Origin of the sequence: Lutibacter flavus, assembly GCF_900188355.1 — a bacterium.
Taxonomy (GTDB): domain Bacteria; phylum Bacteroidota; class Bacteroidia; order Flavobacteriales; family Flavobacteriaceae; genus Lutibacter; species Lutibacter flavus.
Genome location: NZ_FZNX01000003.1, coordinates 349,773 through 374,743 on the forward strand (window position 1 = coordinate 349,773; position 24,971 = coordinate 374,743).

Here is a 24,971-nt window from a genome sequence, read left to right on the forward strand (position 1 = left end):
GGGATTTTAATTAATTTAATTAATTATTAAATTCTTATTGCAATATTACTAATTTTTCAATTTTTTGAGCTGAAGTATTAGAATTATTTGATTTTACTTTAATTTTATATACATAAACTCCTTTTCCTATTTTTGCTCCAAAATCATCTAAACCATTCCAAACAATCGTTCTGCTCAAATTTCCGTCCGATTGAATTGTTTCATTAATAGTTTTTACTAATTTTCCTGAAACAGTAAAAATTTGAACCTGAACATTTAATATTTCATTAGGTTTGTTATGATTAAACCAAAACTCGGTATAATTAACAAATGGATTTGGATAATTTAATACATTAGTCAACTCTAAATCACTATTATCCTCTACAAAAAAAGAAAACGAAGATTCTGTTAAATTATTGTAAGTATCCCATACTTTTAAAGAAATTGTGTGAAAACCTATTGTAAGATCTCTAAATTGATAATTTAATTTCCCCTTTTTGTAATCATTTAAATCTGTTTGATAAAAATCATTTAGAATTATTGGATTGGTTTGATCGTTATCTAAAATTGCAACAATGTCATGATCAACTGCAGTTATTGATGTATTTATTCCATTTTCATCTTCTAACAAAACAATAAAATTTGGAGAACTGCCAACAGTTCCACCATCAATAAAATTTAAATCATTCATAAACAATTGTACAACAGGCCCCGTATTATCCTCAGGTGCATTGCTATTAATTCCACCAATAGTAACATCAAAACTATAACCAGCTTTGTCAATTATTTTATTTGATGCATAAAAACTAAGTTTACCTTTTCCAAAGGCAACTCTTAAATCTTTAGGGGCTACAAAATCAAATGAAAAACTTCCGTTTTCTACCATTGATCTTCCTGTAAAAACTTTGCTGTTAATTTCTTCAAAATCCATAACAAAATTTCTATTATCATTATCAAGAGTTGATTTAATAATTTCCTTATCAAAAACCGAAATATCTATCTCTCCATTATAATCATTTAAAAAATTACCTTCTTGATCTACAATATCACCTTCAAATTGAACATAGGACAAGGCTTTAATAGTATCTAACGATTGAGAAACATCCTTACCATTCATAGTTTTTAACTTAACAGAAGGGCCTGGAACACTCAAGTGCATTGCAGGATCTCCAAAACTATAAATAAAGAATCTTTGAGTTGTAGAAAATTGATTTTTAACCATCATTAATGATTCTGCAATGGTTAAATTTTCATTATTAAATTTTAAAAGTAGCTTAATCAAACGTTCATTCAACGCCTGCCCTACGCTAATATAAATTTCTCTAGTTGTTGAAATTAATGAACCTGCTCCATAACTAGGTTTCCAAAATAAATACTCTCCAGCAGTTTTTCTTAAAGGATTATCAAATCGAGAAAACTCGCAAGTAACTGTAATAAATAAAGGTAATTTGTATTGATTTTTTAAACTTTGTATTTCTGGCAATCGAAAAATACCTTCGCCAGCCCAACCATCTTCACCTCCATGTCCAAAATAATCAACTAACAAAGTTCCTTTATCAATTTGATTTACAATATCTAAATTAACAGTAGGATATCTACTCCCAGATGATCCAGACTCCTGGTTATAAGCGTCTAGATATATTTTTTTTAAATTAAAAACAGGTTTATTTTTTGAAATAGAATCTGCAATTTTTTCCATATTCAATTCCAAAATTTCTTCACCAGACCTATCAATGTCATCAGCTATTAAAGTAATTTTAGAGCGCCAATCTCCAAATGAATTTTCATGATAATAATCCAAGATTTTATCAACAACTTGCTCGGCCTGAATCACATCCGAAACTGGAATTCTCCCAGTAACAACGTCTTGTCTATCAAATGAATTTAACTCACCTTCATTTGCATCCATCATACCATAAAAATCATCTGTAACAAATGAAGCTGCCAAATTAAAACTATTAAAAGCTTCAAAAACAGGAACAATATTATTATTGCCTTCTATTCTATCTTTATAATCATAAGAAGCATCTCCAAATAAACAGACATATTTAATTTGGTTTGTAGTTGCATTATCATAAAAATGTTTTACAAAATCTCTAATTGCTGTAATATCTTGTGAACCAGAAGAGAATTCATTGTATATCTCATCTAAATGAACAACCTTTGTAATTAGCCCAGAATTTTCGGAATGGTAATCTGCCAATTTCTGAGCCTGATTAGTTAAAAAATCTTGAGTAATTATTAAATAATCAACATTTTGTAAACTATGTAAATTTTGATTTTCAACAGAACTTATTTCAAGTAATTTCGGTTCTAAAAAATCATCTTCTGGAATAACAATATATTCTAATAACTGACCTCCATTTACTTTGAAAGTAAAATTAGAATTTGAAGATTGATTTTCTATAATTTGTGGACTTATTGGGTTGGTAATATCCCAAATCCAATTTATTTTAGAAGCATTTTCAATTTGATATTCAAATACTCCATTTATATTTAATAGATTAAAATTTCTAAATGCAAATTGAAAATCTTTGGCAATTAATTTCCTTTTTCCCAAAACTTCTATATAGTCTAAAAAAGCTTTTGCTCCGGGGTTTCCATTATTATTAAAAGAAATTTCAACATCAACTGAATTTCCTGTTAGATTAATACTCCCAGCATTTTCGTTAGCAACTGCATGTGTTAACCCACTTATAGCAATGTAACTTATGTTAAATAAATTTTGATTATTAACACTAATATCCATTTGAGAAGATTGCAATGATTCCGCAACCCCTCTAACTCTTACTAAAACAGGTTCATTTTCATCTATTTCTTCAAAAGGAATTGTATAAGAACGTACATTTTCTATGCTAAACCCATCCCCAAACCATTGCTGTCCAACAGCAAATAAATTAATCTCATCTTCTTCGAAAAAAGTAAAATCATCGAAATTATTAATTGTTGAATTACTTTGAGTAGTTATTGGTGTTTGGGTAGAAATTCTTTTGCCTTCTGAATCACCAATAGTTAAAAAGTAAAAAGATTCATCTGAAAAAATATTGAATTTATGCCCAGTACTATTTAAACTTGGATTGGAACCAAAATCCCAAGAATGAGGCCCTTTTGCATAAAAAAGAATATAATCTTCATTATCAAAATTATTATCATTTTCTCCTGTTACAATAATTGAATTTTCTTGCAAACCATCATACCTGAATTCACTGTTTTTGAAAGGAAGCATTGATCCTCCATTTCCATAAATTTTAATATTTTTTGGGTTTATAGCGTTCACATTTACCCCTAAATCTTTTAAAAACTCTTTATCAATTTTGTACACTCCTGTTTCAGATATGGAAAACTTAAACCATTCTCCAGTTGCTAGAACTGAATTTTTTACTGAAGAGTATTTTGCTGTTTTTTTATTTGAACTTGAAGTAGTATATTCTAAATCAAAGGAAATTACTCTTTTAATTTGACTGTCTTTTTTAATTAATGGGACTAAATTTAAAACTGCATAAGATCCATTTCTTGAATTAGTAATATTAAAATCTATATCGATTTCCGATGGAATAAAATCAATATTATATTTTTTACGTGAATTAGAAACTGTTTGATAAACAATGTTCTTAATATTAAATTCAACTACTTCATCACTTGAAGATACTTTCCAAATTGAATTATAAGTTGGATTTAAATTTTCGTCTAAAAAATTATCTTCAATTAAATCTGTACTAATTTTAGTATTCTTGTTTACAACAAACGAAGTATCGTCTATCCAATTTAAATTAAATGATTTTAAATTATTTTGCTGCGCATAAAGAACGTTTCCAAAAGCAATTAAAAGTAGAATTATTATTTTTTGATATTGCTTCATTAAATCGAAAACGTTTAGATATTAGAAGTTATTTTTTAATTTTATACAACATTACATATAATAAAGAACAAAAACAATCGTTAAAAAAACATAATTAAATATTTTCTTGTGAAAAAATTAATTTAATGTAAATTGCAACTCTTAAAACCCTAATAAGTTTACTATGAACTTAAGTCATATTAAAAATATTACAAAGGTACTAATAACTATGTTACTAATAGTGTCTCTTGTAAGTTGTCATAACAGAAATCCCAGAAAAATTGTATCCCTTACTGGGTGGAGTGGAAAGGACAAAAGCGCAGTTGGATTTTCAGAATCCAAAAATGGATACAGAGGTCAAACAGCTCCTCCCGGAATGGTTTTAGTTGAAGGAGGGACTTTTACAATGGGACAAATCCAGGACGATGTGCTTTTTGACTGGAATACAACACCTGTAAAACAACAAGTTCGTTCATTTTATATGGATGAAACGGAAGTAACAAATTCAGAATATTTATTTTATTTAGATTGGATGGAGAAAGTTTTCCCTCCTAATAATGTAAATTATGAACACATTTATGAATCTGTGATTCCAGATACTTTAGTTTGGAGAGATGTTCTTGGGTTTAATGAGTTATTGACTGAAAATTATTTAAGACATCCTGGTTATGCAGATTATCCTGTAATAGGAGTTAGCTGGGTTCAAGCCACACAATATTGTACTTGGAGAACAAATAGAGTAAATGAAAAAATTCTTATGGATAAAGGTGTTCTTAAACCTTTATTTGAATTAGATTCTTTAACAGTTGAAGGTAAAAACCATTTTGACACAGAAACTTATATTTTAAATCCAACCGCTCTTTTTGATGGTGACTCAACAATTTATAAAAAAGGTTTACCAAGTAACATGCCTCGTAAAAAAGGAGAGAAAAAGGCAGCGAGAGGATCATTTACCGGGAGACATGTAAAAATATCAGATGGAGTTTTATCTGCAAAATTTAGACTTCCTACTGAAGTAGAATGGGAATATGCTGCAAAAGCAGTGGTTGAAGGAAGAGAATATAATAATGTTCGTGGTAGAAAAAAATATGCTTGGAGTGGTAAATATACTAGAAATAAGAACAAACGTTATATGGGTGACCAACTTGCAAACTTCAAACAAGGAAAAGGAGATTATAGTGGTGTTCCAGGTTGGAGTAATGATGGTGCTGATATAACAATTCAGGTAAAATCATATGAGCCAAATGCTTTTGGGCTTTATGATATGTCTGGAAACGTTGCTGAATGGGTTTCTGATGTTTACAGACCAATTATTGATAATGATGCCAATGATTTTAATTATTTTAGAGGAAACATTTTTACTAAAAAAATGATTGATGCTGAAGGTAAAGTTGTTGTTGCTGATAATTATACCGTTGATTATGATACATTAGACAATGGCCGCATTGTTCCTAAAGCACTACCTGGAAGTGTAAAGTACACGCCAGTTACAAAGCGAGATGCCTATATGAGAAATAATTATGAAAAAGCTTATAATGTAGATGCAGAAGATGGTGATTTAGCCTCAACTAAATTTTATAACAAAGAAGAAGATGAGTTAGAATCTAAACCTCGCATGTATAATTCACCAGTCAAACCAAGAGAGATAGGTGAAAGTGGATTTATAAAGCAACAATATGACACTAAAAAAAGAACTACCTTAATAAGTGATAAATCACGTGTATATAAAGGAGGTTCTTGGAAAGATAGAGAATACTGGTTAGATCCTTCACAAAGAAGATATTTACCAGAATATATGGCGACAAATTTTATTGGTTTCAGATGTGTTACAGACAGAATTGGTCCAATGACATATAAGAGAAGAATGCCTACAACTACAAAAATAAGATATTAAAATATTTTAATTGAAATTTAAACCTCATTGAAAATTCAATGAGGTTTTTTTTATCTTTAAATTATGAAAATCGAACAATTATATACATTATTTAAACAAAATTATTTAGTAGATACTGACACCCGAAAAATAAGAAATGGGAGTTTGTTTTTTGCTCTAAAAGGAGATAATTTTAACGGAAATAAATTTGCAAAAGAGGCTTTAAGTAAAGGTGCACGTTTTGCTATAATTGATGAGGAAATTTATAATACGGAACCAAATACAATTTTAGTTAAAGATGTTTTAACTACACTTCAAAAATTAGCAAATTATAACAGGAGGCAACTTAATATTCCAATAATTTCATTAACTGGAAGCAACGGAAAAACAACTACAAAAGAATTAATTAATGCTGTGCTCTCAAAAAAGTATAAAACTACGGCTACTTTTGGAAATTTAAACAACGAAATTGGTGTACCGCTTACGTTACTTTCAATGACACCAAAAACAGAAATTGGAATTGTAGAAATGGGAGCCAATCATTTAAAAGAGATTGAGCTTTTATGTACTATTACTGAACCAAATTATGGCTTAATAACAAATTTTGGAAAAGCTCATTTGGAGGGCTTTGGAGGTTTTGAAGGAGTTATTAAGGGAAAGTCAGAGTTGTATCAATTCCTTAGAAATAACCATGGTAAAGCCTTTATTAATTCGGATGATGAGCTTCAATTAAAACAGTCTATTGGAATAGATTCTATAGAGTTCAATAGAAATAAAATAAAATTTATTGATGCAAATCCTTTTGTCTCTGTTGAATTCAATAAAACACAAATTTCCAGTAATTTAATTGGAAAATACAATTACAGCAATATCGCAGCAGCGATTGCAATTGGTAATTATTTTAAAGTTTCAGAAGAGCATATTAAGACTGCTATTGAAACTTATATTCCAACTAATAATAGGTCTCAAATAATTGAAAAGGGTGATTTAAAAATAATATTAGATGCTTACAACGCAAACCCAAGTAGTATGCAGGCAGCTTTGGAAAACTTTAATCAATTAAAAGATAAGAACAAAATTGTTTTTTTAGGAGATATGTTTGAGCTAGGAAATACAAGTGCAATTGAACATCAGAAAATTGCTGAATTAGCGACGTCTTTTAATTTTGACAACGTATTTTTAATAGGAAAAGCATTTTCTACAACTAGTGTAAAAAATGCTTTTATTTATTCTAATTTTGAAGATTTTAAATCTTCAAACAAAAATTTAATTTTAAATAATTCCACAATTTTAATTAAAGGATCTCGTGGAATGGCTTTAGAAAGAATTTTAGACTTGTTCTAATTTTAATTTTTCTCTATGATACTCAATTAAACCATCAATTGGTCTTCTAACAATTTTACCTAATTGTACATTATATTTTTTAGCAACTTTCTCAATAATATCTTTAGCAAAAAAAGCGATTGAACCTACAAAATGTACAGGTACAGTTTTAACTTCTTTATAAGTCAATATTCTAGTTTTAAAAAATACATTTATTCCTTTTTCCAGAACCTTATCAGAATATGAATTTCTTTCGTTTCTAAAAATAAATTCAGCAAAATTGGCCAAATATGTATTAGGGTTGTTCTCTTTATAAATATTTCTTTTAATAGTATCAGCCTCTAAGTCAAACTGAGTTTCAAACTTCTTTGCACTCTTTTTCGGCATTCTCTTATAGTAATAATCTCTAATTAATCTTTTACCAAAATAATTACCACTTGCTTCATCCATTAAAATAAAACCTAATGAAGGAACTCCATTAATTACATCTGTTCCATCAAAATAACTACTGTTAGATCCAGTTCCCAAAATACATACAATTCCAGGTTCAGTAGTTACCGCATAAGTTGCAGCATATGTATCTTCCTTAACTTCAACTAATGCATTAATAAAAAATGATTCAAATACTGATTTTAAAAGCAACGTAGGTTTTTCGGTACCACATCCTGCACCATAAAAATAAACATTTGTAATTTTATCTTTATATTTGGATAAGTCCTCATTCTCCTGAATGCGTTTTAACATTAAATCCTCACTAGAAACAGCTGGATTTAACCCTCCAGTTCTAGTTTTAAGCAATTGTTCACCCGATTTATCAAGTAAAATCCAATCTGCTTTTGTGGAACCTCCATCAGCTATTAGAATCATTTTTTATTGTGTTTTTCTTGAATAATAAATTATTTTACGTTGTGAATGTATTCAGCTAAATCAACTAATTTTGTTGAGTAACCAAATTCATTATCGTACCAAGAAACTATTTTTACAAAATTGTCATTTAATGCCATACTTGCGTTTGCATCAAAAACACTTGTTCTTGGTTCAGATACAAAATCTTGAGAAACAACACCTTCATCAGTATATCCTAAAATACCTTTTAATTCGTTTTCAGAAGCTTTTTTAATAGCTGCTTTAACTTCTTCAAAAGGAGCTCCTCTTTCTAAACGACATGTTAAATCTACAACAGATACATCTACAGTTGGAACTCTAAATGCCATACCTGTTAATTTTCCGTTTAATTCAGGAATAACTTTCCCTACTGCTTTTGCAGCTCCTGTTGATGCAGGTACAATATTATTTAAAGATGCACGACCTAATCTGAAATCTTTTCTAGATGGACCATCAACTGTAAATTGAGTTGCAGTTGCAGCGTGAACAGTTGTCATTAATCCTTCAACAATACCAAAGTTATCATTTAATACTTTAGCGATTGGTGCTAAACAGTTAGTAGTACAAGATGCATTAGATACAATAGTATCAGCAGCAGTAATGTTATTACTATTTACACCCATAACAAACATTGGTGCATCTGCAGATGGTGCAGAAATAGCTACTTTTTTAGCTCCAGCTTTAATGTGTTTTCCTGCTCCTTCTAAATTTGTAAAGATACCTGTACAGTCTAATACAACATCAGCTCCAACAGCATCCCATTTTAAATCTTCTGGGTTACGTTCTGCAGTAATTCTAATTTCTTTTCCGTTTACAATTAATTTACCATCTTTCACATCAATAGTTCCGTCAAACTGACCGTGAACTGAATCGTACTTTAATAAGTAAGCTAAGTGATCTACAGCAAGTAAATCGTTAATTCCTACAACTTCTACATTTGGTCTACTTGCAGCTACTCTAAAAGCTAATCTACCAATTCTACCAAATCCGTTAATTCCAATTTTAATTGTTGACATTTTTATTGTTTTTATCTATTAATCTATTTTTACACTGAAGTTATTTCAGCTACTTTAAGTAATTCTTTATCTATATCGTTATTCATCTTAATCGCCTTGTTAAGACCAACAGTTGTCACTTGATTGTTTGTAATACCAACCATAACTCCAGATGATCTATCTAACAAGTGCTCAACAGCTGCAACTCCTAATCTACTTGCTAAAACTCTATCTGAACAACTTGGTGATCCTCCTCTTTGCATATGCCCTAAAACAGAAACTCTAATATCATAATCTGGAAATATTTCCTTAATATGGTCTCCTAGTTCAAAAACATTTTTACCAATTTTATCTCCTTCAGATACAACAACTATACTAGAAGTTTTTCCTTTTTCTTTGCTTATTTTAAGAGATTCAACTAATCTCTCTAATCCTAAGTCTTTCTCTGGAATTAATATTTCTTCAGCTCCTGCACCAATTCCAGCATTTAAAGCAATAAATCCTGCATCACGTCCCATTACTTCAATAAAAAATAATCTATTATGAGAACTGGCAGTATCACGAATTTTATCAATTACTTCAACAACCGTATTTAGGGCTGTATCATAACCAATAGTTCTGTCTGTACCATAAATATCATTATCAATTGTTCCAGGAATACCAATTACAGGAAAATTAAATTCCTGAATAAATTTTAGCCCTCCGGTAAAAGTTCCATCACCACCAATTATAACCAAAGCTCCAACGCCTTTCTCTTTTAAATTGTTGTATGCCTTTTCTCTGCCTTCTTCAGTAAAAAAATCTTTGGATCTAGCCGATTTTAAAATCGTTCCTCCTTTATTTATAATATTGCTTACATGTCTTGCTGAAAGATCTTTAAAATCTCCTTCTATTAATCCTTGGTATCCTCTATAGACACCAACGCAATCAACTCTGTAATATGTACAAGCTCTAACAACTGCGCGTATTGCTGCATTCATTCCTGGAGCATCTCCTCCAGAAGTTAAAACTGCTATCTTTGATATTGGTTCATTCATAGGTTAAAATTAATTATTCAAAGGTACTTTGTAATGCTATTTCATCCTACAAATCTACACAATTTTAACTAAAACGATTTCGCTCTTAAACCTCTAAAAACAAGTGCTTTTAGAGGTTTAAAAAATCCGAATAGAAAACTAACTTTCAGTTATTTACGATAAATTTAATCAAAAAATATTTTATACTCCCAAGCTTTCAAAAATATTTTTTTATCTTTCAAAAAGTTAATTTTTTCATTTGTAAAAAAATCGACAGATTCTCCTTCTTTTTCTGAAGTAAATTCCACATCATTTTTAGATAAGTTTGCCATAAAAGTAATTTTATCACCTTCTTTTTCTCTTGAAAAAATTAAAATATTTTCATTATCTGAAGACTGAATTTTAGAATATGAAGCTGCATTTTTCCCTCCATTTAATGCTTTATTATTTTTCTTTAATTCTGCTAATTTTTGCATTAAAGGCCAAACTTTTCCTTTTTGTTTATTGATAGTATCTTTTTCAAAAAACAATAATCTTTTATTCATATCATATTCTTGACCACTATAAATTAAAGGCATTCCTGGTGCACAATACGATAAAGCCAACATTGCTTCTGAAGCATCTCCCATACGCTCTTTTACAGTCCCATTCCAAGAGTTTTCATCGTGATTAGTAACAAAGTTCATTAAAATATCATCATCTGCATATAAAGTGTCTATTTGCGCCATTCTTGCGTCCCAATTTTTTACATTTTCTTCGCCTTTAGCAATATGATTCATCCTATGGTGCGTGTCCCATCCATAATTCATATCAAAAGCATTTTCTAATAAATTTGATTCCCAAGCTTCTGCCAACATAAAAACAGGTTTAATTTTTTTAAGTTCTGCAACTGTATGCTCCCAAAAATCAACTGGAACCATTCCTGCAACATCACATCTAAACCCATCTACATCTACTTCATTTACCCAATACTTCATGTCCTCCAACATTTCTGCACGCATTTCCTGGTTATCATAATTTAAATCTGCAACATCTGTCCAATCAGTTCCAACAGTATGTGTAATTTCTCCAGCCTCATTTTTTGTATAATATTCCGGATGTTCTTTTAACCAAACATGATTCCAACCTGTATGATTTGCAACCCAGTCTAAAATTACAAACATTCCATTTTCATGTGCCGTTTTTACCAATGCTTTTACATCCTCTAAATTTCCAAATTCAGGATTTACTTTTGTGTAATCTGAAATAGCATAATAACTTCCTAATGTCCCTTTACTTTTTGTTGTAGAAATTGGGTAAATAGGCATTACCCATATTATTTTCACACCTAATTCCTTTAATTGAGGAATGTCTTTAGTAAATTCATTAAAAGTTCCTTCAACTGAATATTGACGGATATTTGCTTCATAAATTATTGCTGTCTCCAAATCTTCATCAGATATTGATGCTACTGTTTTGATTTCTTCTTTCATGTTCTCTTTCTTTTCTGTTTTACAAGAAATTAAAACGATTATAACTACTAATAAATAGATTAATTTTTTCATTATTTTATTTTATTTTGTTGGTTTTAAACTTATTGCGAAACCTCCTCCAGCGGCTAATTTCATAATTAGTTTTGATTGATTTGTAAGTTCTATTTTTCTGATATTTATTGCTGTTGGATTGTTATCCCAATGGGCATTTTCTCCGTCTTCATAAATTACAGCTTTATAAGTTGTATTTGGAGATAAAAAATCAAAATTTATTTCCATTTCTCTTGCTTCCTCATCTGTAATTCCTCCAACAAACCAATTTTCTGAATTTTTCTCTTTTCTGGCTATAGTTACAAAATCTCCTATTTCACCATTTAATACTTTAGATTGTTCCCAATCTACACCAACATCTTTTATAAACTGAAGTGCAGGATTTCCTTCGTAATTTTCAACCAAATCAGCCGCCATTTGTACAGGGCTATATATAACTACATAAAGCGCTAATTGCTGAGCAATAGTTGTATTTACCTGATTGTCTTTTTTCCATTTATCAAATTTTATATCAAAAATTCCAGGTGTAAAATCTATTGGGCCTGCCAACATTCTTGTAAACGCTACAATAGGTAAATGCTCTGGAGGATTTCCTCCATCACTTGCCCAAGCATTAAATTCTTGTCCGCGTAATCCTTCTCTTGAAATTGTATTAGGATATGTTCTACGCAATCCTGTTGCTTTAATTGGCTCGTGAGCATTAATTGCTACTTCATACTTAGCAGCTTTAATTACGGCGTTGTTGTAATGATTTACCATATATTGCCCATGGTGAAATTCTCCTTTTGGTAATATTTTACCAACATACCCAGTTTTTACAGCGTGAATTCCTAAACTTTGCATTAAAGAATAAGCTGTATCTTGTTGTTTTTCGTAGGTTTCAGTTGCTGCAGAAGTTTCATGATGCATAATAATCTCCACTCCTTTTTCTCTTCCGTAACGCACTACTTCTTTTAAATCGTAATCTGGATAAGGAGTTACAAAATCAAAAACACCTTCTCTATCTTCAAAACCTATCCAATGTTCCCAGCCAGTATTCCAACCTTCAACTAAAACTCCTCCAATATTGTTTTTTGCTGAAAAGTCTATAAATGCTTTTGCATTTTCCGTAGTTGCCCCGTGTTTCCCATGAGGTTTCGCATCTGTTGTAAAAGAAGTCATATCCTGATTCCCACTATAATCCCAAGTAGATTTCCCTAAATGCATTTCCCACCAAATTCCAGTGTATTTTGTAGGTTTAAACCACGAAATATCACCTAATTTATTCGGCTCATTTAAGTTAACAATCAATTTTGATTCAATTAGATCACCTGCTTTTTCACTTATTTGAATTGTTCTCCAAGGTGTTGTAAAAGGAACTGTTCTTTTAACTTTATAATCATTATTATTTGAACCTACCAATTCACTAACCATTGATAAATTATCTTTATCAACTTTTAATGTCATGCCTGAATAATCAACCAAAGCGGCTTCGTGAAAACTCAAATACAATCCTTTATCAGTTTTCATTGTTACTGGCGTATTTACCGCATTTTCAGGAATAGATGTTTGTGCTAAATCATTATGATTTGCTTTTGACTTTGCATCAATTTCTGTAAATTGAGTTGTACTATATAAATGCTCATAAATATCCCAATCTCCAGGAATCCAAAAAACCTTATGGTCTCCTGTTAAATTAAACTGTGTATTTTCATCAGTAATAAATACTTCTGAAAGATTTTCTTGTTCAGGAAATTCATATCTAAATCCAATACCGTCATTATAAACTTTAAAAACAATGTTTATTTTTCGCTTTAAATCACCTGTTTCTTGCAATTCCAATTTAAGCTCATTGTAATTATTTATAACTTCAGATTGTTCTCCCCAAGGCATTTCCCATGTTTCATTAAAACTGCTAACTGTAGAATTATTTATAAAAAATCCTTCTTTTAATGAAGGTGCATCTTTTAAATCAAATCCTAAGCTAGAAGTATTAATAACATTTTCATTTTTATAGGTAACTTGATAGGTTGGCTCTCCTTTATCGGTTAAAATAAATTCAACAGCTAGAGAATCATCTGGAGATGTAATTTTTGTTTCCGTCTTATTAGAACTAGTGCAGGAAAGCACTCCTAAACTCAATAACAGTATGCTAAATTTTAAAAGTTTCATGTTGATTTATATTTAATTTTTAATTTCTAATAATACAATTGAAAATGGTGAATCTATAGTTACAATACCATTTAATACTTTTGCTTCTTTTTGAGAATAAGCATCTGTTAAAATAGCGCCTTCTTCAAATGCATTTTCAATTTTAAGTTCTTTTTTTCCTTCATTTAAATCCAATCCAATTACAACAGTATCTGAAAAGCTATCTTTAGAATACGTTCTTGTAAAAACATACGGACTTTCACTTAACATTTTATGAACTCCAGCACCAATTGAAGGGTGGTTGTTTCTGAATTTTCCTAATTTTTGCCAATGTCCAAGAACGTTTTTTGTTTCTTGATTATTTTCAATTGCATCCCAGTTCATATTAGAACGTAAGGTTGCGTCACCAACTGTCCCTTCAATAATTAATGTTCTGGCAGATTCATCTCCATAATAAACTTGTGATGCTCCCGGACATAATAATAATTTGGTTGCAGATTCATATGGTTTAGTTCTATCTTTATCAAACGGAGAGCCATCATCATGAGAACTTACATAATTTAAAACTCCAAACCCTTTTAACTGATCATTTAAGATATTAGAATATCTAGAAAACAATTCTTCATACGTGTTTTGTGCAGCATTCCACTTAAATTCAAAATTGATTAAACCATTAAATCCATTTTTAAAATAGTTTACTTTTTTATCTCCAAAATCATAAAATTGACCTCCGCCAATATTATAATTATACACTTCACCAACCATATAAAACTTGTTATCGTCCAATATTTTTGTAGGGTTGCTTAATTTCCATTGTTCAAAAGCATACTCACATTCATTTTTAAATTCGCCCCAAATACCTTCTTCGGTATGTTTAACAGTATCAGCTCTGTAGCCATCAATTCCAAATTCACTGATATAATCTGTCAGCCATTTCATAATATAAAATCGTGGAGCTTTTGGATAACCCGTTCTAGCAAAGAATTCATCTAATTCCTTTATTTCTTGATCATATCTGCCTTCAGCCTTCCATTTTTCAATTAATTGCTTTGGAAGTTCAACATTCTCATTACTTTCTGTTCTAATATCCGGTAAGTTTTTAACTAAGGTACACATTACGGTAGATTCATAATCTTTATATGAACATTGTACATCTGTTCTAACCCAATCACTTGGCCAAACTGGATCGATCTCTGTCACCGGTCCTGTGTGATTTATAACAGCATCCAACACAATTCTAATTCCGTTTTTATGAGCGATTTCCACTAAGTTTTTCAAGTCTTCTTTAGTTCCAAAATTTGGATCTAAAGTTGTCCAATCTTTAGCCCAATATCCGTGAAAACCATAAGTTGCACCTGTTCCTTCATCAACATCACCGTGAATTTGTTCCACAATTGGTGTTAACCAAATTGCATTTATTCCTAAATCAGAAAAATAACCTTCCTCAATTTTTTTGGTGATTCCAATAATATCTCCACCTTCAAACCCCCTTAGTTTTGAAGTTTCTTTTACTCTATTAAAATTTACATCGTTAGATGAATCTCCATTATTAAATCGATCCGTTAATAAAAAATAGATATTTGCATTTTCCCATACAAATGGAACTTCCTTAATTGGTTTTGTTGAAGCCATTTCTTGTTTATTTTCTTTACAACTTGCGACTAAAATTACTGCTATAAATATAATTGCGTATTTTTTCATTCTTTAAAGAATTTTATTTTTATTATTTTTTCTGAAGGTTTATTAAGTAAGACCGGAATCTTTAACGTGTTATTCTCTGCATTCCATATAAAGTTATGACCTTTTACTTTTCTTGGTTTTTTTGAAATATTGTGAATTATTAAATTGATTTCTTTTGAGTTAAACTCAAAATTATCTCCAAGTTCTGTCTCTATTTCAATTTTTAAACAATTCTTTTTAAACTCACTTTCGAATTTAATTAGTTCAAACATTCCTTTTTCAAATGCATTTGGGGTTTCACCATCATCATTATAAACCGCATCTTCACTTTCTTTAACGGCATTGTCAAAATAAAAATGTAAATCAAAATTATCTAACTTGTATTCTGCAGTATTTTTAATTTTTGAAAGCATTGGAATAAAAGCACCTCCTCTTACATAGGTTGGAATGCTTTCTGCATTTAACTGAACTATCTTCGTTTGTCCACCTTCAATTTTTTCTTCGGTATAAAAATTATACCAATTTGAATTTGGAGGAAATGTAACTTTTTGGTTTTCTATTCCTGATTTCACAACAGGACTTACCAAAAAATGCTCACCCCATAAATAAGTTTTATCGTTATTTAAAGAATTATTATCAGTTGCATTATCAAAAAACAAAGGTCTCATTAAAGGAGTTCCTTTTTGATTATTTTCAAAAACAAGATTATAATTATATGGTAATAATCTGTAACGTAATTCAATTGATTTTTTTGCCAACGCTTTCGTTTTTGGCTCTCTAAAAACTGGTTCAGAAGGAACTTCCTCCTGTGCATGGGGTCTATAAATTGGTTGAAAAACTCCATATTGTAACCAGCGTGTATATAATTCATCATCTAAATTAGCACCTGCAAAACCTCCTAAATCTGAGTGCATATAGCCTAAACCTTGCATTCCCATTTGCAGGGCAATTTCAACTTGCGATTGCAAACCACCCCAAGATCTATTTACATCTCCAGACCAAGGAATCATTCCATAATGTTGCGAACCAGAATATCCTGCACGCATTAAAATAAACGGACGCTGTTTTGGAAAGTCTTTTTGATACCCTTCAAAAATCAGTTTTACCCAATCGTGTCCATAAATATTATGAACCTCATCGGCAGTTCCTGTAGCATGCAATAAATCTGAAGGATGTAATTCCGGCTCTCCTAAATCTCCCCACCAGCCTGCAACGCCATAATCTGTAAATTTCTTATAAATATTCCAAAACCATTCTTTCCCAAGTGGATTATAGATATCTATAATACCAGTATTTCCAAAATAGAAATCGTATGTATAAGGCTTGCCCTTTTTATTAAAACCTAAAATATTTTTCTCAGCAGCTTCAACCCATTTACTTGATGTTGTTAAAACAAATGGCTCCGTTATTAAAATAGTTTTAACGCCTTTTTCTTTTAAATCAGCAATCATTTTTTTAGGATCTGGAAATGAATCTTTATCAAATTCAAAATTCCCCATTGTTCCTTTTATATCTTTTCCGAACCAATATAAATCCAAAATGATTGCATCAACAGGAATTTCTTCCTCTAAAAATTTATCAATAGTATTAATTGTTTCCTCTTGTGAATGGTAACCAAATCTACTTGAAAAATTACCTAAAGCCCAACGAGGAATCATCGGTTGCTTTCCAGTTAAACTTGTATATTGATTTATTAAATCCAACCAAGAATCACCTGCAACAACCTGATAGGTTTTTCTACCAGAGATAGTTTCATATTGTAAAGAGTTATCTTTTTTACTATCTAAATCCAAAAAACCAATTGGTGCATTGTCAAAATGAACAGCATATAAATTTGAAGAATATACTAATGGAATTGTAAAATTCATTAATTCCGAATGTGTCTCGTAACCATAATGAGCTTTATTATATAATTCCAATCTATATCCTCTTCGGTTCATTCCTAAAGCACGTGCACCTCCACCAAATAAAAGTTCCTCTGAAGTTAAGTTAAAGTCTAAAACTTCATTTTCATCATTTTTAACGTATCCCTTTCTTTCCGAAATCAACGATTTTCCATTATAGAAATAAGATATTTGAAAAGGCGATTTTATAATTTCAACTGAAAGTCCTTTTGTTTTTAAACTGATTGAATTTTCATTTTGAGAAATTCTAAAATTTACTGCAACTGGTTTTAAAACAACTGCGTGAGAACTTGAATTTAAAATTTCTCCATTAGGAATAAAAGAAGTCTCTACTATTTTTTCAGAATAAGGTTTTATTACATATAATCCATCATTGGTTTTTACCTCAATATGAGATTCCTTCTCTGAAAAACTAATCAATTGCCTATCACTATTTTGTGCTTTTAATACAAAACTTAAAAATAAAAACAGAATAATATTTAACTTTAAAATATTCATTTATTATTTTTTTAGTAAAAATTCAACAGGAATTTGAAAGCGTTGGTTCCATGAATTTTCAGAATGATCGTGACCTTCAAATTTTAAATTTCTAGCCTTAGTTTTATCGTACCCTTTCTTTTTCAATATTTCATCTACTCTATGTTGATACGGTAAATAAAACTTATCCAATGTTTCGGTACCATAATCAAAATATATTTTATGTCTTTTTGAAGCAGGTAAAGATTTTTCTAAATACTTAAAAAATGTTTCAGGAACAATTGAATTTTCTTGCGGCATAAAACCTGGCCAGTGTGTAGATAAGCAAGCTGCTCCGCCAAATATTTTGGGATATTCACATAATGCATACATTGATATTAATCCACCCATACTAGAACCTGTGATAAAAGTGTTTTCCGGATTTTTATAAACAGAAAATGTTGAATCAATAAAAGGTTTAACTTCTTCAACAATAAACTTTAAATAATTATCCGATTGTAACTCTTTAAAAGATGTACCAAACTGTTTTTGACCTTCAGAAAAAATGGAATCTCTAAATTTTTGTGGTAATAAATTAAATGGTTTTTGTGGGTAATAATCTGAATGTCTAATGTCTGAATGATTCCAAATTGCAACTACTATTGTATTTTTTATTTTCCCCTCTGAAATTAAACCACCAACAATCTCATCAACTTTCCATTCTTGTTTATTCCACGTAGTTTCAGCATCAAATAACATTTGACCATCATGCATATACAAAACTGCATATTTTTGCTTGTCTGAATAATTTTCTGGCAACCAAACATCAACAGTTCTTGGACGCACATATTTTGATGGAAAGCTGTCAATTCTTTTGATAATTCCTGAACTTAATTCTCCAGAATAATCTAAAATTTCTATACTAGTTTCTAAGGTTGCCCCTTGTTGTTTTTCTTTACAAGAAATGAATATTAAAACTAATGTAATAAATATAATACTTTTAAAAGCTTTCATTATTTACTTTTTAGTAGTTATAATTGTAACTCCTTTTTTGTCAATTTTAAAAGAATTTTTCCAAATTAAAGTTTCTTCAGAAATAATATTTTTTACTTGTTTACCCTTCAAGCCAACTTCCTCAAAACGGTTTAAATCTAAGTTAATTGGCTTGTCATTTTTATTTAAAATAACACAAACAACTTCCTCATTTAAAATTCTAAACAGCACATATACACCTTTATCTGGGGCAAAATGTAACGTTTTTCCAGTATGTATTGCCTCGCTATGTTTACGATAGTTTAGAACTTTCTTTAAATAGGATTGCATGTCTTTTTGATCTTTTGACAAACCTTGTCCCGTAAAAGCATTAACTTTATCTTTTTCCCAACCTCCTGGGAAATCTGTTCTAATTAACCCGTGGTCTCCTGGTTTTTCCGCATCACTTATTAAAACTTCAGTTCCATAATATACTTGTGCAATTCTTGGCATTGCTAATAGATAACCCAAAGCCATTTTTGTTTTTACAACATCCTCACCTAACTGAGTATAAATTCGGCTCATATCATGATTGTCAGGAAAGATCATAATTTTGTTTGGATGTACATACGAAAAATCATTTGCCAATCCTTCATACATTTTTACAAAACCTTTATCCCAACTTTCTTCTTCATTTAAAGCTTCTACAATCGCATTTTGCATTGGAAAATCCATTGAAGAGGTTAAATTTGATTTATAACCATCATTATTATTTTTTCCATCTTGCCAATAACCAACCAATAAAGGATTTAAACTCCATTCTTCACCAACTATGCTAAAATTTGGATATTCTTCCATAATAGCTCCTGCCCAATTAGCCATAAACTCTTTATCTGGATAAGGATAGGTATCTTGTCTAATTCCACCTAAATCAAGTGTTTCCACCCACCAAATACTGTTTTGAATCAAATAATTTGCAAGTAATGGATTGCGCTGATTTAAATCTGGCATTGCAGATACAAACCAACCTTCACTCATTAAAGCTCTATCCTTTTTAGATGCATAACTATCTTGATTTGTTGTTCTTCTATGGTTTGTGGTAACAATATTTCCTTCCAAAAATTCTTTCTGATAATTTACCCAATCATTAGTTGGTAAATCTTTCATCCACCAATGTTCAACTCCAATATGGTTTTCAACCATATCCATTATCAACTTAATACCTCTCTCTTTAGATTTTGTTGCTAACTCTATATACTCATCCATAGTCCCAAATCTTGGATCTGGCTGATATAAATCCGTAATAGCATACCCGTGATACGAACTTCTTTTCATATCATTTGTTAAAACCGGAGTTGACCAAATTGCCGTAAAACCCATTTCATCTATATAATCTAAATGATTTGTAATTCCTTTAATATCACCACCATGACGCGCATAATCTTCTTTTCTATTAATTTTAGTTTCACGTAAACCTTTAACTATATCATTTGAAGTATCTGCATTTGAAAAACGATCTGGAGTTATCAAATAAACAACATCAGAACTATTAAATCCTTCTCTTAATTCTGAATCTTTTTTTCGCTCTTTTAACTCATAATCTATGCTGAAATTATTTCGTTTCCCTTTTTTTAAGAAATCAATTTTAAAATTACCAACTTCAGCTTTTGAAACATCAAGTGTTAAAAAAAGATAATTCTTATTATCAGTTCTTTTTACTTGTTTTAAATCAATTGAATTATTATTAATGGAAGGTGTATAACTTGAAACATTTTCACCGTGTATTAATAATTCAACCTGATCATGTTTCATACCTATCCACCAGTTTGGTGGCTCAATTTTATCTATTTTTTGAGCATAATTATTAAATCCTAAAACTAATAGTATAATAAGTATCTGATATTTTTTCATGTTTACTGTATATTTTAAATAAGATTACTTTCTTGGAGGAATGACAAATTAATTAAATTGTTACCAACTGATTTGCTGGAATTTTAACTTCTTTATTGTTTACAAACATCTTAACATCTTTCCCAGATTCATTTAAAAATTTACATTCGGTCTGACTTTTATAAACTTTTATAGTACTTCCTCTAAAATTGATTGTAAATGAATACGATTTCCATTCTTCGGGTATTTGCGGATTGAAAGACAAAATTCCATCTTCCCAAACACGCATTCCTCCAAATCCTTGAACAACTGACATCCAGGTTCCTGCCATACTTGTAATATGACAACCTTCGTGCACTTCGTGATTGTAATCATCTAAATCTAAACGAGAAGTACGCACGTATTGTTCATATGCTTTTGGCATTCTGTCTATTGAAGCTGCCAAAATTGAATGTACACATGGTGATAACGATGATTCGTGAACAGTTAAAGGTTCGTAAAAATCGAAATGACGGGCCAATTCTTCTTTAGAAAATCTGTCTTCAAATAAAAACATTCCTTGTAAAACATCTGCTTGTTTTATATAACAAGATCTTAAAATCCGATCCCAAGACCATTTTTGATTTATCGGTCGTTGTGATTTATCCAATTTATCAACTGGAATCAATTCTTTATCTAAAAATCCATCTTGTTGCAAAAACACCTGTTTTTCTTCATCAAATGGAAAATACATGTTATCAGAAATCTTTAACCACTGATACATTTCTTGTATAGATAAATTAGTTTTATCCATAATACGATCAAAATCTGAAACATAATTATGTTTTACCTTATTAATACACTCAACAGCATATTCTATACACCATTTAGCTAAATAGTTCGTATAATAATTGTTATTTACGTTATTTTCATATTCATTTGGACCTGTAACTCCTAAAATTACATATTGACCTTTCGCTTCAGAAAAATTAGCTCTTTGATGCCAAAAACGTGCAATTGCTATCATAACTTCAAGCCCGTTTTTCACCACATAATCAAAATCTTGAGTATAATTTACATAATTGTAAATACCATATACCATGGCTCCATTTCTATGAATTTCTTCAAAAGTAATTTCCCATTCGTTATGGCATTCTTCACCGTTCATTGTAACCATTGGATACAAAGCCGCACCATTTTTAAATCCTAATTTTTGCGCATTTTCTATGGCTTTTCCTAAATGATTGTAGCGGTACAACAATAAGTTTTTAGCAACCGTTGCATCTTTTGTAGCCATATAAAATGGAATACAATAAGCTTCGGTATCCCAATAAGTGCTTCCTCCATATTTTTCACCGGTAAATCCTTTTGGTCCAATATTTAAACGGGAATCGGTTCCCATATACGTTTGGTTCAACTGAAAAATATTAAATCGTATTCCTTGTTGTGCTTTTATATCTCCCTCAATTACAATATCGGCAGTTTTCCAAATTGCTTCCCAAGACTTTTTTTGAGAATCTAATAATTGTTTAAAACCTAATTCTTTTGCATTTTGAACATTTGAAAGTGAAGCGCTATTTAATTCTTCAATGTTATAATTTAATGAACTTGTATAGCTTCCATATTTGTAAATAGTAGCTGTATCACCTTCATTAACATTCAATTTATAAGAATATGTTAGTTTTTTATCTTCAATTGTTGTTTTTTGAGGAACATTTATTTCAGAATTATTTATTGCTAACGAAACCTGCATTGCAGTACTAACATGAAATTCTGTTTTTAGAGTTTTAGATAAAATGCATCCGCTGTTTTCGCCTTCAACAATTTCCAAAATTTCCCAGAAAAATTCATCGTAGTTTGTGTCTTCATTCATAATACCAGCATCAACATAAGGAGAATAGGTAATTTCCCCTGAAAAATTTAATGCTTTTATATGATACTCAATTACTCCTGTTTCATTAAATTCAACACTAATAAAACGCTTTGTTTTAACTTGAATTTGTTCTCCTGAAGTTAATTCTGCCGCAAAAGAACGACTTAACCATCCTTCTTTCATATTTAATTCGCGCTTAAAATTTGAAACTTTACAAGTATGTAAATCAAATTTAATTCCGTTAATTTCAATATGAATACCAATCCAGTTTGGTGCATTTAAAACTTTTGCAAAATACTCTGGATATCCATTTTTCCACCATCCAACTCGTGTTTTATCTGGGTAGTAAATACCACCAATATAACTTCCTTGAAATGTAGATCCCGAGTAATCTTCCTCAAAATTTGCACGCTGCCCCATTGCTCCATTTCCAATACTGAATAAGCTTTCGGAAGCTTCAACATTCTCATTATCAAACCCATCTTCGATAATAGACCATTCGTTTGGAACTATATAATTCTTGTTCATTTCTTAATTCATTATTTTTTTTAAAAACTCAGCTGTAAATCCTGAGGTATCTTTTAACACATGGGTAGCTTCATTTAAAAATTCAGCATCTCCAATTCCTATACTCACCATATTTGCAGCATTTGCTGCTTCAACACCAGCAATTGCATCTTCAACCACAATACAATTTTCAGGTTTCATATTTAATTTTTTTGCTCCAATTAAAAACACTTCAGGATCTGGTTTTGCTTTTGAAACATCATTTCCATCAACCAAAGCTGTAAATCTATTTAAAAGTCCAACTTTTTCTAATATCAACGGAGCATTTTTACTTGCTGAGCCCAATGCATATTTAATGTTATTATCATCTAAATAATTTAACAAGTTATTAATTCCAGGTAAAATTTCATCTGAAGTCATTTTGTTAACATACCCCAAATACTCTGTATTTTTTGCAATTAATAAGGTTTCTTTTTCTTCATCCGAAATTGTTACGTTGCCAATATTCAATAAAATTTCAAGGGAACGAACTCTACTAACACCTTTTAACAATTCGTTGTGTTCTTCAGTAAATTCAAATCCTAATGACTGAGCTAAATTTCTCCAAGCCAAAAAGTGATACTTTGCCGTATCGACAATTACGCCATCTAAATCGAATATAAATGCTATTTCTTTTTTCATTTTTAATTATTTGTAATAATTACTGTATCATCAACATCTTTTACTTTTGTAACTAAGGCTGCTGCAATTAACAAGGAAACACCACTTAGAATTAAAGCAAATATTGGATTTCCACCATACACATATTTCACAATTGGCCCACCTATTAATGCATTTATTATTTGTGGCAATACTATAAAAAAGTTAAAAATACCCATATAAACACCCATTTTTTTTGCAGGAATTGAACCTGCTAAAATGGCATAAGGCATTGCTAAAATACTTGCCCAGGCAATTCCAATTCCGAACATTGATAAGAATAACCAATTTTCGTTTGGCACAAAATAAATTGATATAAGACCTAATCCTCCAAAAACTAATCCAATTGCATAGGTCATTTTTCTTCCTAATTTTTTAGCTATTGCAGGTAAAAAGAAAGCATAAATTGCTGAAACACCATTGTAAACACCAAATAGAATACCTACCCAATCACCCGCCCTTTGAAAAGCATCTCCGTGATCATCTAACGCTAAACCATAAACATGATGTGCAATTGCCGGTGTTGAAAACACCCACATTCCAAATAACCCAAACCAAGAAAAGAATTGAACAGAACTCAATTGTTTCATTGTTAAAGGCATTTTTCTGAAATCTGAAAAAATATCAAACAGACTTGAAGATTCTTCTTCAATTTCTTCATCAGCTTCACTGAATTGCGCCATTTCTTCTGGCGAATATTCTTTTGTTGTAAACACAGTAATTAAAATACTGCATACTAGCACTGAAGCACCAATAATAAAAGATAATAGTAAATTGGTAGGAACTTCCCCAGGACCAGATTCGTTTAATACACCAAACCAATTGGTTAATACATAAGGTAACCAAGATCCAATTACTGCACCAATACCAATTAATACTGTTTGAATACTAAAGCCAAGTGTTCTTTGATCTGATGGTAATAAATCGGCAACTAAGGCTCTAAAAGGTTCCATTGCCACATTAAAAGAAGCATCCATAATCATTAACATACCAGCTCCAACCCACAAAGCAGGCATAAAGGCTGTGAACATATCTGCATTTGGCATTAAAATTAATCCCATTGATGCTAATAATGCTCCTGTTAAAAAATAGGGTCTTCTTCTACCTAACTTTGTCCAGGTTCTATCACTATAATATCCAATAATTGGTTGAACAATTAAACCTGTTAAAGGTGCAACTATCCAAAACCAAGATAATTCATGAACATCTGCTCCAAAAATTTGTAATATTCTACTGGCATTGGCATTTTGTAATGCAAAACCCATTTGAATTCCCAGGAATCCGAAACTCATGTTCCAAATATCCCAGAAACTTAGTTTCCTTTTTTCCATAAATGTTAATATTAAATAATAATACAATCCAAAGCAAAATTGCTTTAATTGTGTTTGTGAAGTGTGAAAAAAAATAGTAGTTGTAAAATTGCTTTTACAAGGCAAATATATAATTAAT

At 30.4% G+C, this 24,971-nt stretch carries 15 protein-coding genes; 2 read left to right on the forward strand and 13 right to left on the reverse strand.

The features are described from left to right. Nucleotides 1-34 precede the first annotated feature (34 nt). A complete protein-coding gene (gene porU / locus CHB63_RS10530) occupies nucleotides 35-3,838 on the reverse strand; it encodes a type IX secretion system sortase PorU (RefSeq protein ID WP_089378414.1) in 3,804 nt (1,267 codons plus the stop codon). A gap of 163 nt (nucleotides 3,839-4,001) precedes the next feature. Here porU and gldJ point away from each other — a divergent pair, with 163 nt between their 5' ends. Both gldJ and CHB63_RS10540 read left to right on the forward strand, forming a co-directional pair. Further along, nucleotides 4,002-5,711 (forward strand): gliding motility lipoprotein GldJ, encoded by a 1,710-nt coding sequence (gene gldJ / locus CHB63_RS10535; protein ID WP_089378415.1) that lies wholly within the window; start codon nucleotides 4,002-4,004, stop codon nucleotides 5,709-5,711. A 63-nt stretch (nucleotides 5,712-5,774) separates the two neighbouring features. Continuing rightward, nucleotides 5,775-7,034 carry a UDP-N-acetylmuramoyl-tripeptide--D-alanyl-D-alanine ligase gene (locus tag CHB63_RS10540; RefSeq protein WP_089378416.1) on the forward strand — a complete coding sequence of 420 codons (1,260 nt, stop codon included), beginning with the start codon at nucleotides 5,775-5,777 and terminating at the stop codon, nucleotides 7,032-7,034. Here the strand turns inward: CHB63_RS10540 and CHB63_RS10545 are convergent. The 12 genes from CHB63_RS10545 to CHB63_RS10600 form a co-directional block, all read right to left on the reverse strand. Then, nucleotides 7,020-7,880, reverse strand: coding sequence for an N-acetylglucosamine kinase (locus CHB63_RS10545; protein ID WP_089378417.1), 861 nt, complete (start codon nucleotides 7,878-7,880; stop codon nucleotides 7,020-7,022). The genes CHB63_RS10540 and CHB63_RS10545 overlap by 15 nt on opposite strands. Before the next feature lie 29 nt (nucleotides 7,881-7,909). Then, nucleotides 7,910-8,914: a type I glyceraldehyde-3-phosphate dehydrogenase gene (gap, locus tag CHB63_RS10550; RefSeq protein ID WP_089378418.1), complete on the reverse strand. Its 1,005-nt coding sequence runs from the start codon at nucleotides 8,912-8,914 to the stop codon at nucleotides 7,910-7,912. A 29-nt stretch (nucleotides 8,915-8,943) separates the two neighbouring features. Then, nucleotides 8,944-9,930 (reverse strand): 6-phosphofructokinase, encoded by a 987-nt coding sequence (pfkA, locus tag CHB63_RS10555; RefSeq protein WP_089378419.1) that lies wholly within the window; start codon nucleotides 9,928-9,930, stop codon nucleotides 8,944-8,946. A gap of 164 nt (nucleotides 9,931-10,094) precedes the next feature. Continuing rightward, the gene (locus CHB63_RS10560; protein WP_089378420.1) at nucleotides 10,095-11,453 is read right to left on the reverse strand and encodes an alpha-amylase family glycosyl hydrolase; all 1,359 of its coding nucleotides are present in this window, start codon (nucleotides 11,451-11,453) and stop codon (nucleotides 10,095-10,097) included. A gap of 9 nt (nucleotides 11,454-11,462) precedes the next feature. Next, the gene (locus CHB63_RS10565; RefSeq protein WP_089378421.1) at nucleotides 11,463-13,583 is read right to left on the reverse strand and encodes a glycoside hydrolase family 97 protein; all 2,121 of its coding nucleotides are present in this window, start codon (nucleotides 13,581-13,583) and stop codon (nucleotides 11,463-11,465) included. 12 nt (nucleotides 13,584-13,595) lie between these two features. Beyond that, complete coding sequence (locus CHB63_RS10570) at nucleotides 13,596-15,263, reverse strand: alpha-amylase family glycosyl hydrolase (protein WP_089378422.1); 1,668 nt, start codon at nucleotides 15,261-15,263, stop codon at nucleotides 13,596-13,598. Continuing rightward, on the reverse strand, nucleotides 15,260-17,644 hold the full coding sequence (locus CHB63_RS10575; RefSeq protein WP_089378423.1) for a glycoside hydrolase family 31 protein: 2,385 nt from the start codon (nucleotides 17,642-17,644) through the stop codon (nucleotides 15,260-15,262). Before CHB63_RS10575 ends, CHB63_RS10570 begins: the two co-directional genes overlap by 4 nt. Nucleotides 17,645-17,647: 3 nt before the next feature. After that, a complete protein-coding gene (locus CHB63_RS10580; RefSeq protein WP_089378424.1) occupies nucleotides 17,648-18,616 on the reverse strand; it encodes an alpha/beta hydrolase in 969 nt (322 codons plus the stop codon). A 3-nt stretch (nucleotides 18,617-18,619) separates the two neighbouring features. Beyond that, complete coding sequence (locus tag CHB63_RS10585) at nucleotides 18,620-20,485, reverse strand: glycoside hydrolase family 13 protein (protein ID WP_089378425.1); 1,866 nt, start codon at nucleotides 20,483-20,485, stop codon at nucleotides 18,620-18,622. Nucleotides 20,486-20,537: 52 nt separating this feature from the next. Continuing rightward, the gene (locus CHB63_RS10590; RefSeq protein WP_089378426.1) at nucleotides 20,538-22,844 is read right to left on the reverse strand and encodes a family 65 glycosyl hydrolase domain-containing protein; all 2,307 of its coding nucleotides are present in this window, start codon (nucleotides 22,842-22,844) and stop codon (nucleotides 20,538-20,540) included. 3 nt (nucleotides 22,845-22,847) lie between these two features. Beyond that, nucleotides 22,848-23,504 carry a beta-phosphoglucomutase gene (pgmB, locus tag CHB63_RS10595; protein WP_089378427.1) on the reverse strand — a complete coding sequence of 219 codons (657 nt, stop codon included), beginning with the start codon at nucleotides 23,502-23,504 and terminating at the stop codon, nucleotides 22,848-22,850. 2 nt (nucleotides 23,505-23,506) lie between these two features. After that, entirely contained in the window at nucleotides 23,507-24,853 is a 1,347-nt protein-coding gene (locus CHB63_RS10600; RefSeq protein ID WP_089378428.1) for an MFS transporter, read from the reverse strand. Nucleotides 24,854-24,971: the final 118 nt, after the last annotated feature.

Excerpts from the sequence above, each read along its gene's own strand:
- porU (WP_089378414.1), bottom strand. The coding sequence starts at position 3,838 with ATGAAGCAATATCAAAAAATAATAATTCTACTTTTAATTGCTTTTGGA.
- gldJ (WP_089378415.1), top strand. The coding sequence starts at position 4,002 with ATGAACTTAAGTCATATTAAAAATATTACAAAGGTACTAATAACTATG.
- CHB63_RS10540 (WP_089378416.1), top strand. The coding sequence starts at position 5,775 with ATGAAAATCGAACAATTATATACATTATTTAAACAAAATTATTTAGTA.
- CHB63_RS10545 (WP_089378417.1), bottom strand. The coding sequence starts at position 7,880 with ATGATTCTAATAGCTGATGGAGGTTCCACAAAAGCAGATTGGATTTTA.
- gap (WP_089378418.1), bottom strand. The coding sequence starts at position 8,914 with ATGTCAACAATTAAAATTGGAATTAACGGATTTGGTAGAATTGGTAGA.
- pfkA (WP_089378419.1), bottom strand. The coding sequence starts at position 9,930 with ATGAATGAACCAATATCAAAGATAGCAGTTTTAACTTCTGGAGGAGAT.
- CHB63_RS10560 (WP_089378420.1), bottom strand. The coding sequence starts at position 11,453 with ATGAAAAAATTAATCTATTTATTAGTAGTTATAATCGTTTTAATTTCT.
- CHB63_RS10565 (WP_089378421.1), bottom strand. The coding sequence starts at position 13,583 with ATGAAACTTTTAAAATTTAGCATACTGTTATTGAGTTTAGGAGTGCTT.
- CHB63_RS10570 (WP_089378422.1), bottom strand. The coding sequence starts at position 15,263 with ATGAAAAAATACGCAATTATATTTATAGCAGTAATTTTAGTCGCAAGT.
- CHB63_RS10575 (WP_089378423.1), bottom strand. The coding sequence starts at position 17,644 with ATGAATATTTTAAAGTTAAATATTATTCTGTTTTTATTTTTAAGTTTT.
- CHB63_RS10580 (WP_089378424.1), bottom strand. The coding sequence starts at position 18,616 with ATGAAAGCTTTTAAAAGTATTATATTTATTACATTAGTTTTAATATTC.
- CHB63_RS10585 (WP_089378425.1), bottom strand. The coding sequence starts at position 20,485 with ATGAAAAAATATCAGATACTTATTATACTATTAGTTTTAGGATTTAAT.
- CHB63_RS10590 (WP_089378426.1), bottom strand. The coding sequence starts at position 22,844 with ATGAACAAGAATTATATAGTTCCAAACGAATGGTCTATTATCGAAGAT.
- pgmB (WP_089378427.1), bottom strand. The coding sequence starts at position 23,504 with ATGAAAAAAGAAATAGCATTTATATTCGATTTAGATGGCGTAATTGTC.
- CHB63_RS10600 (WP_089378428.1), bottom strand. The coding sequence starts at position 24,853 with ATGGAAAAAAGGAAACTAAGTTTCTGGGATATTTGGAACATGAGTTTC.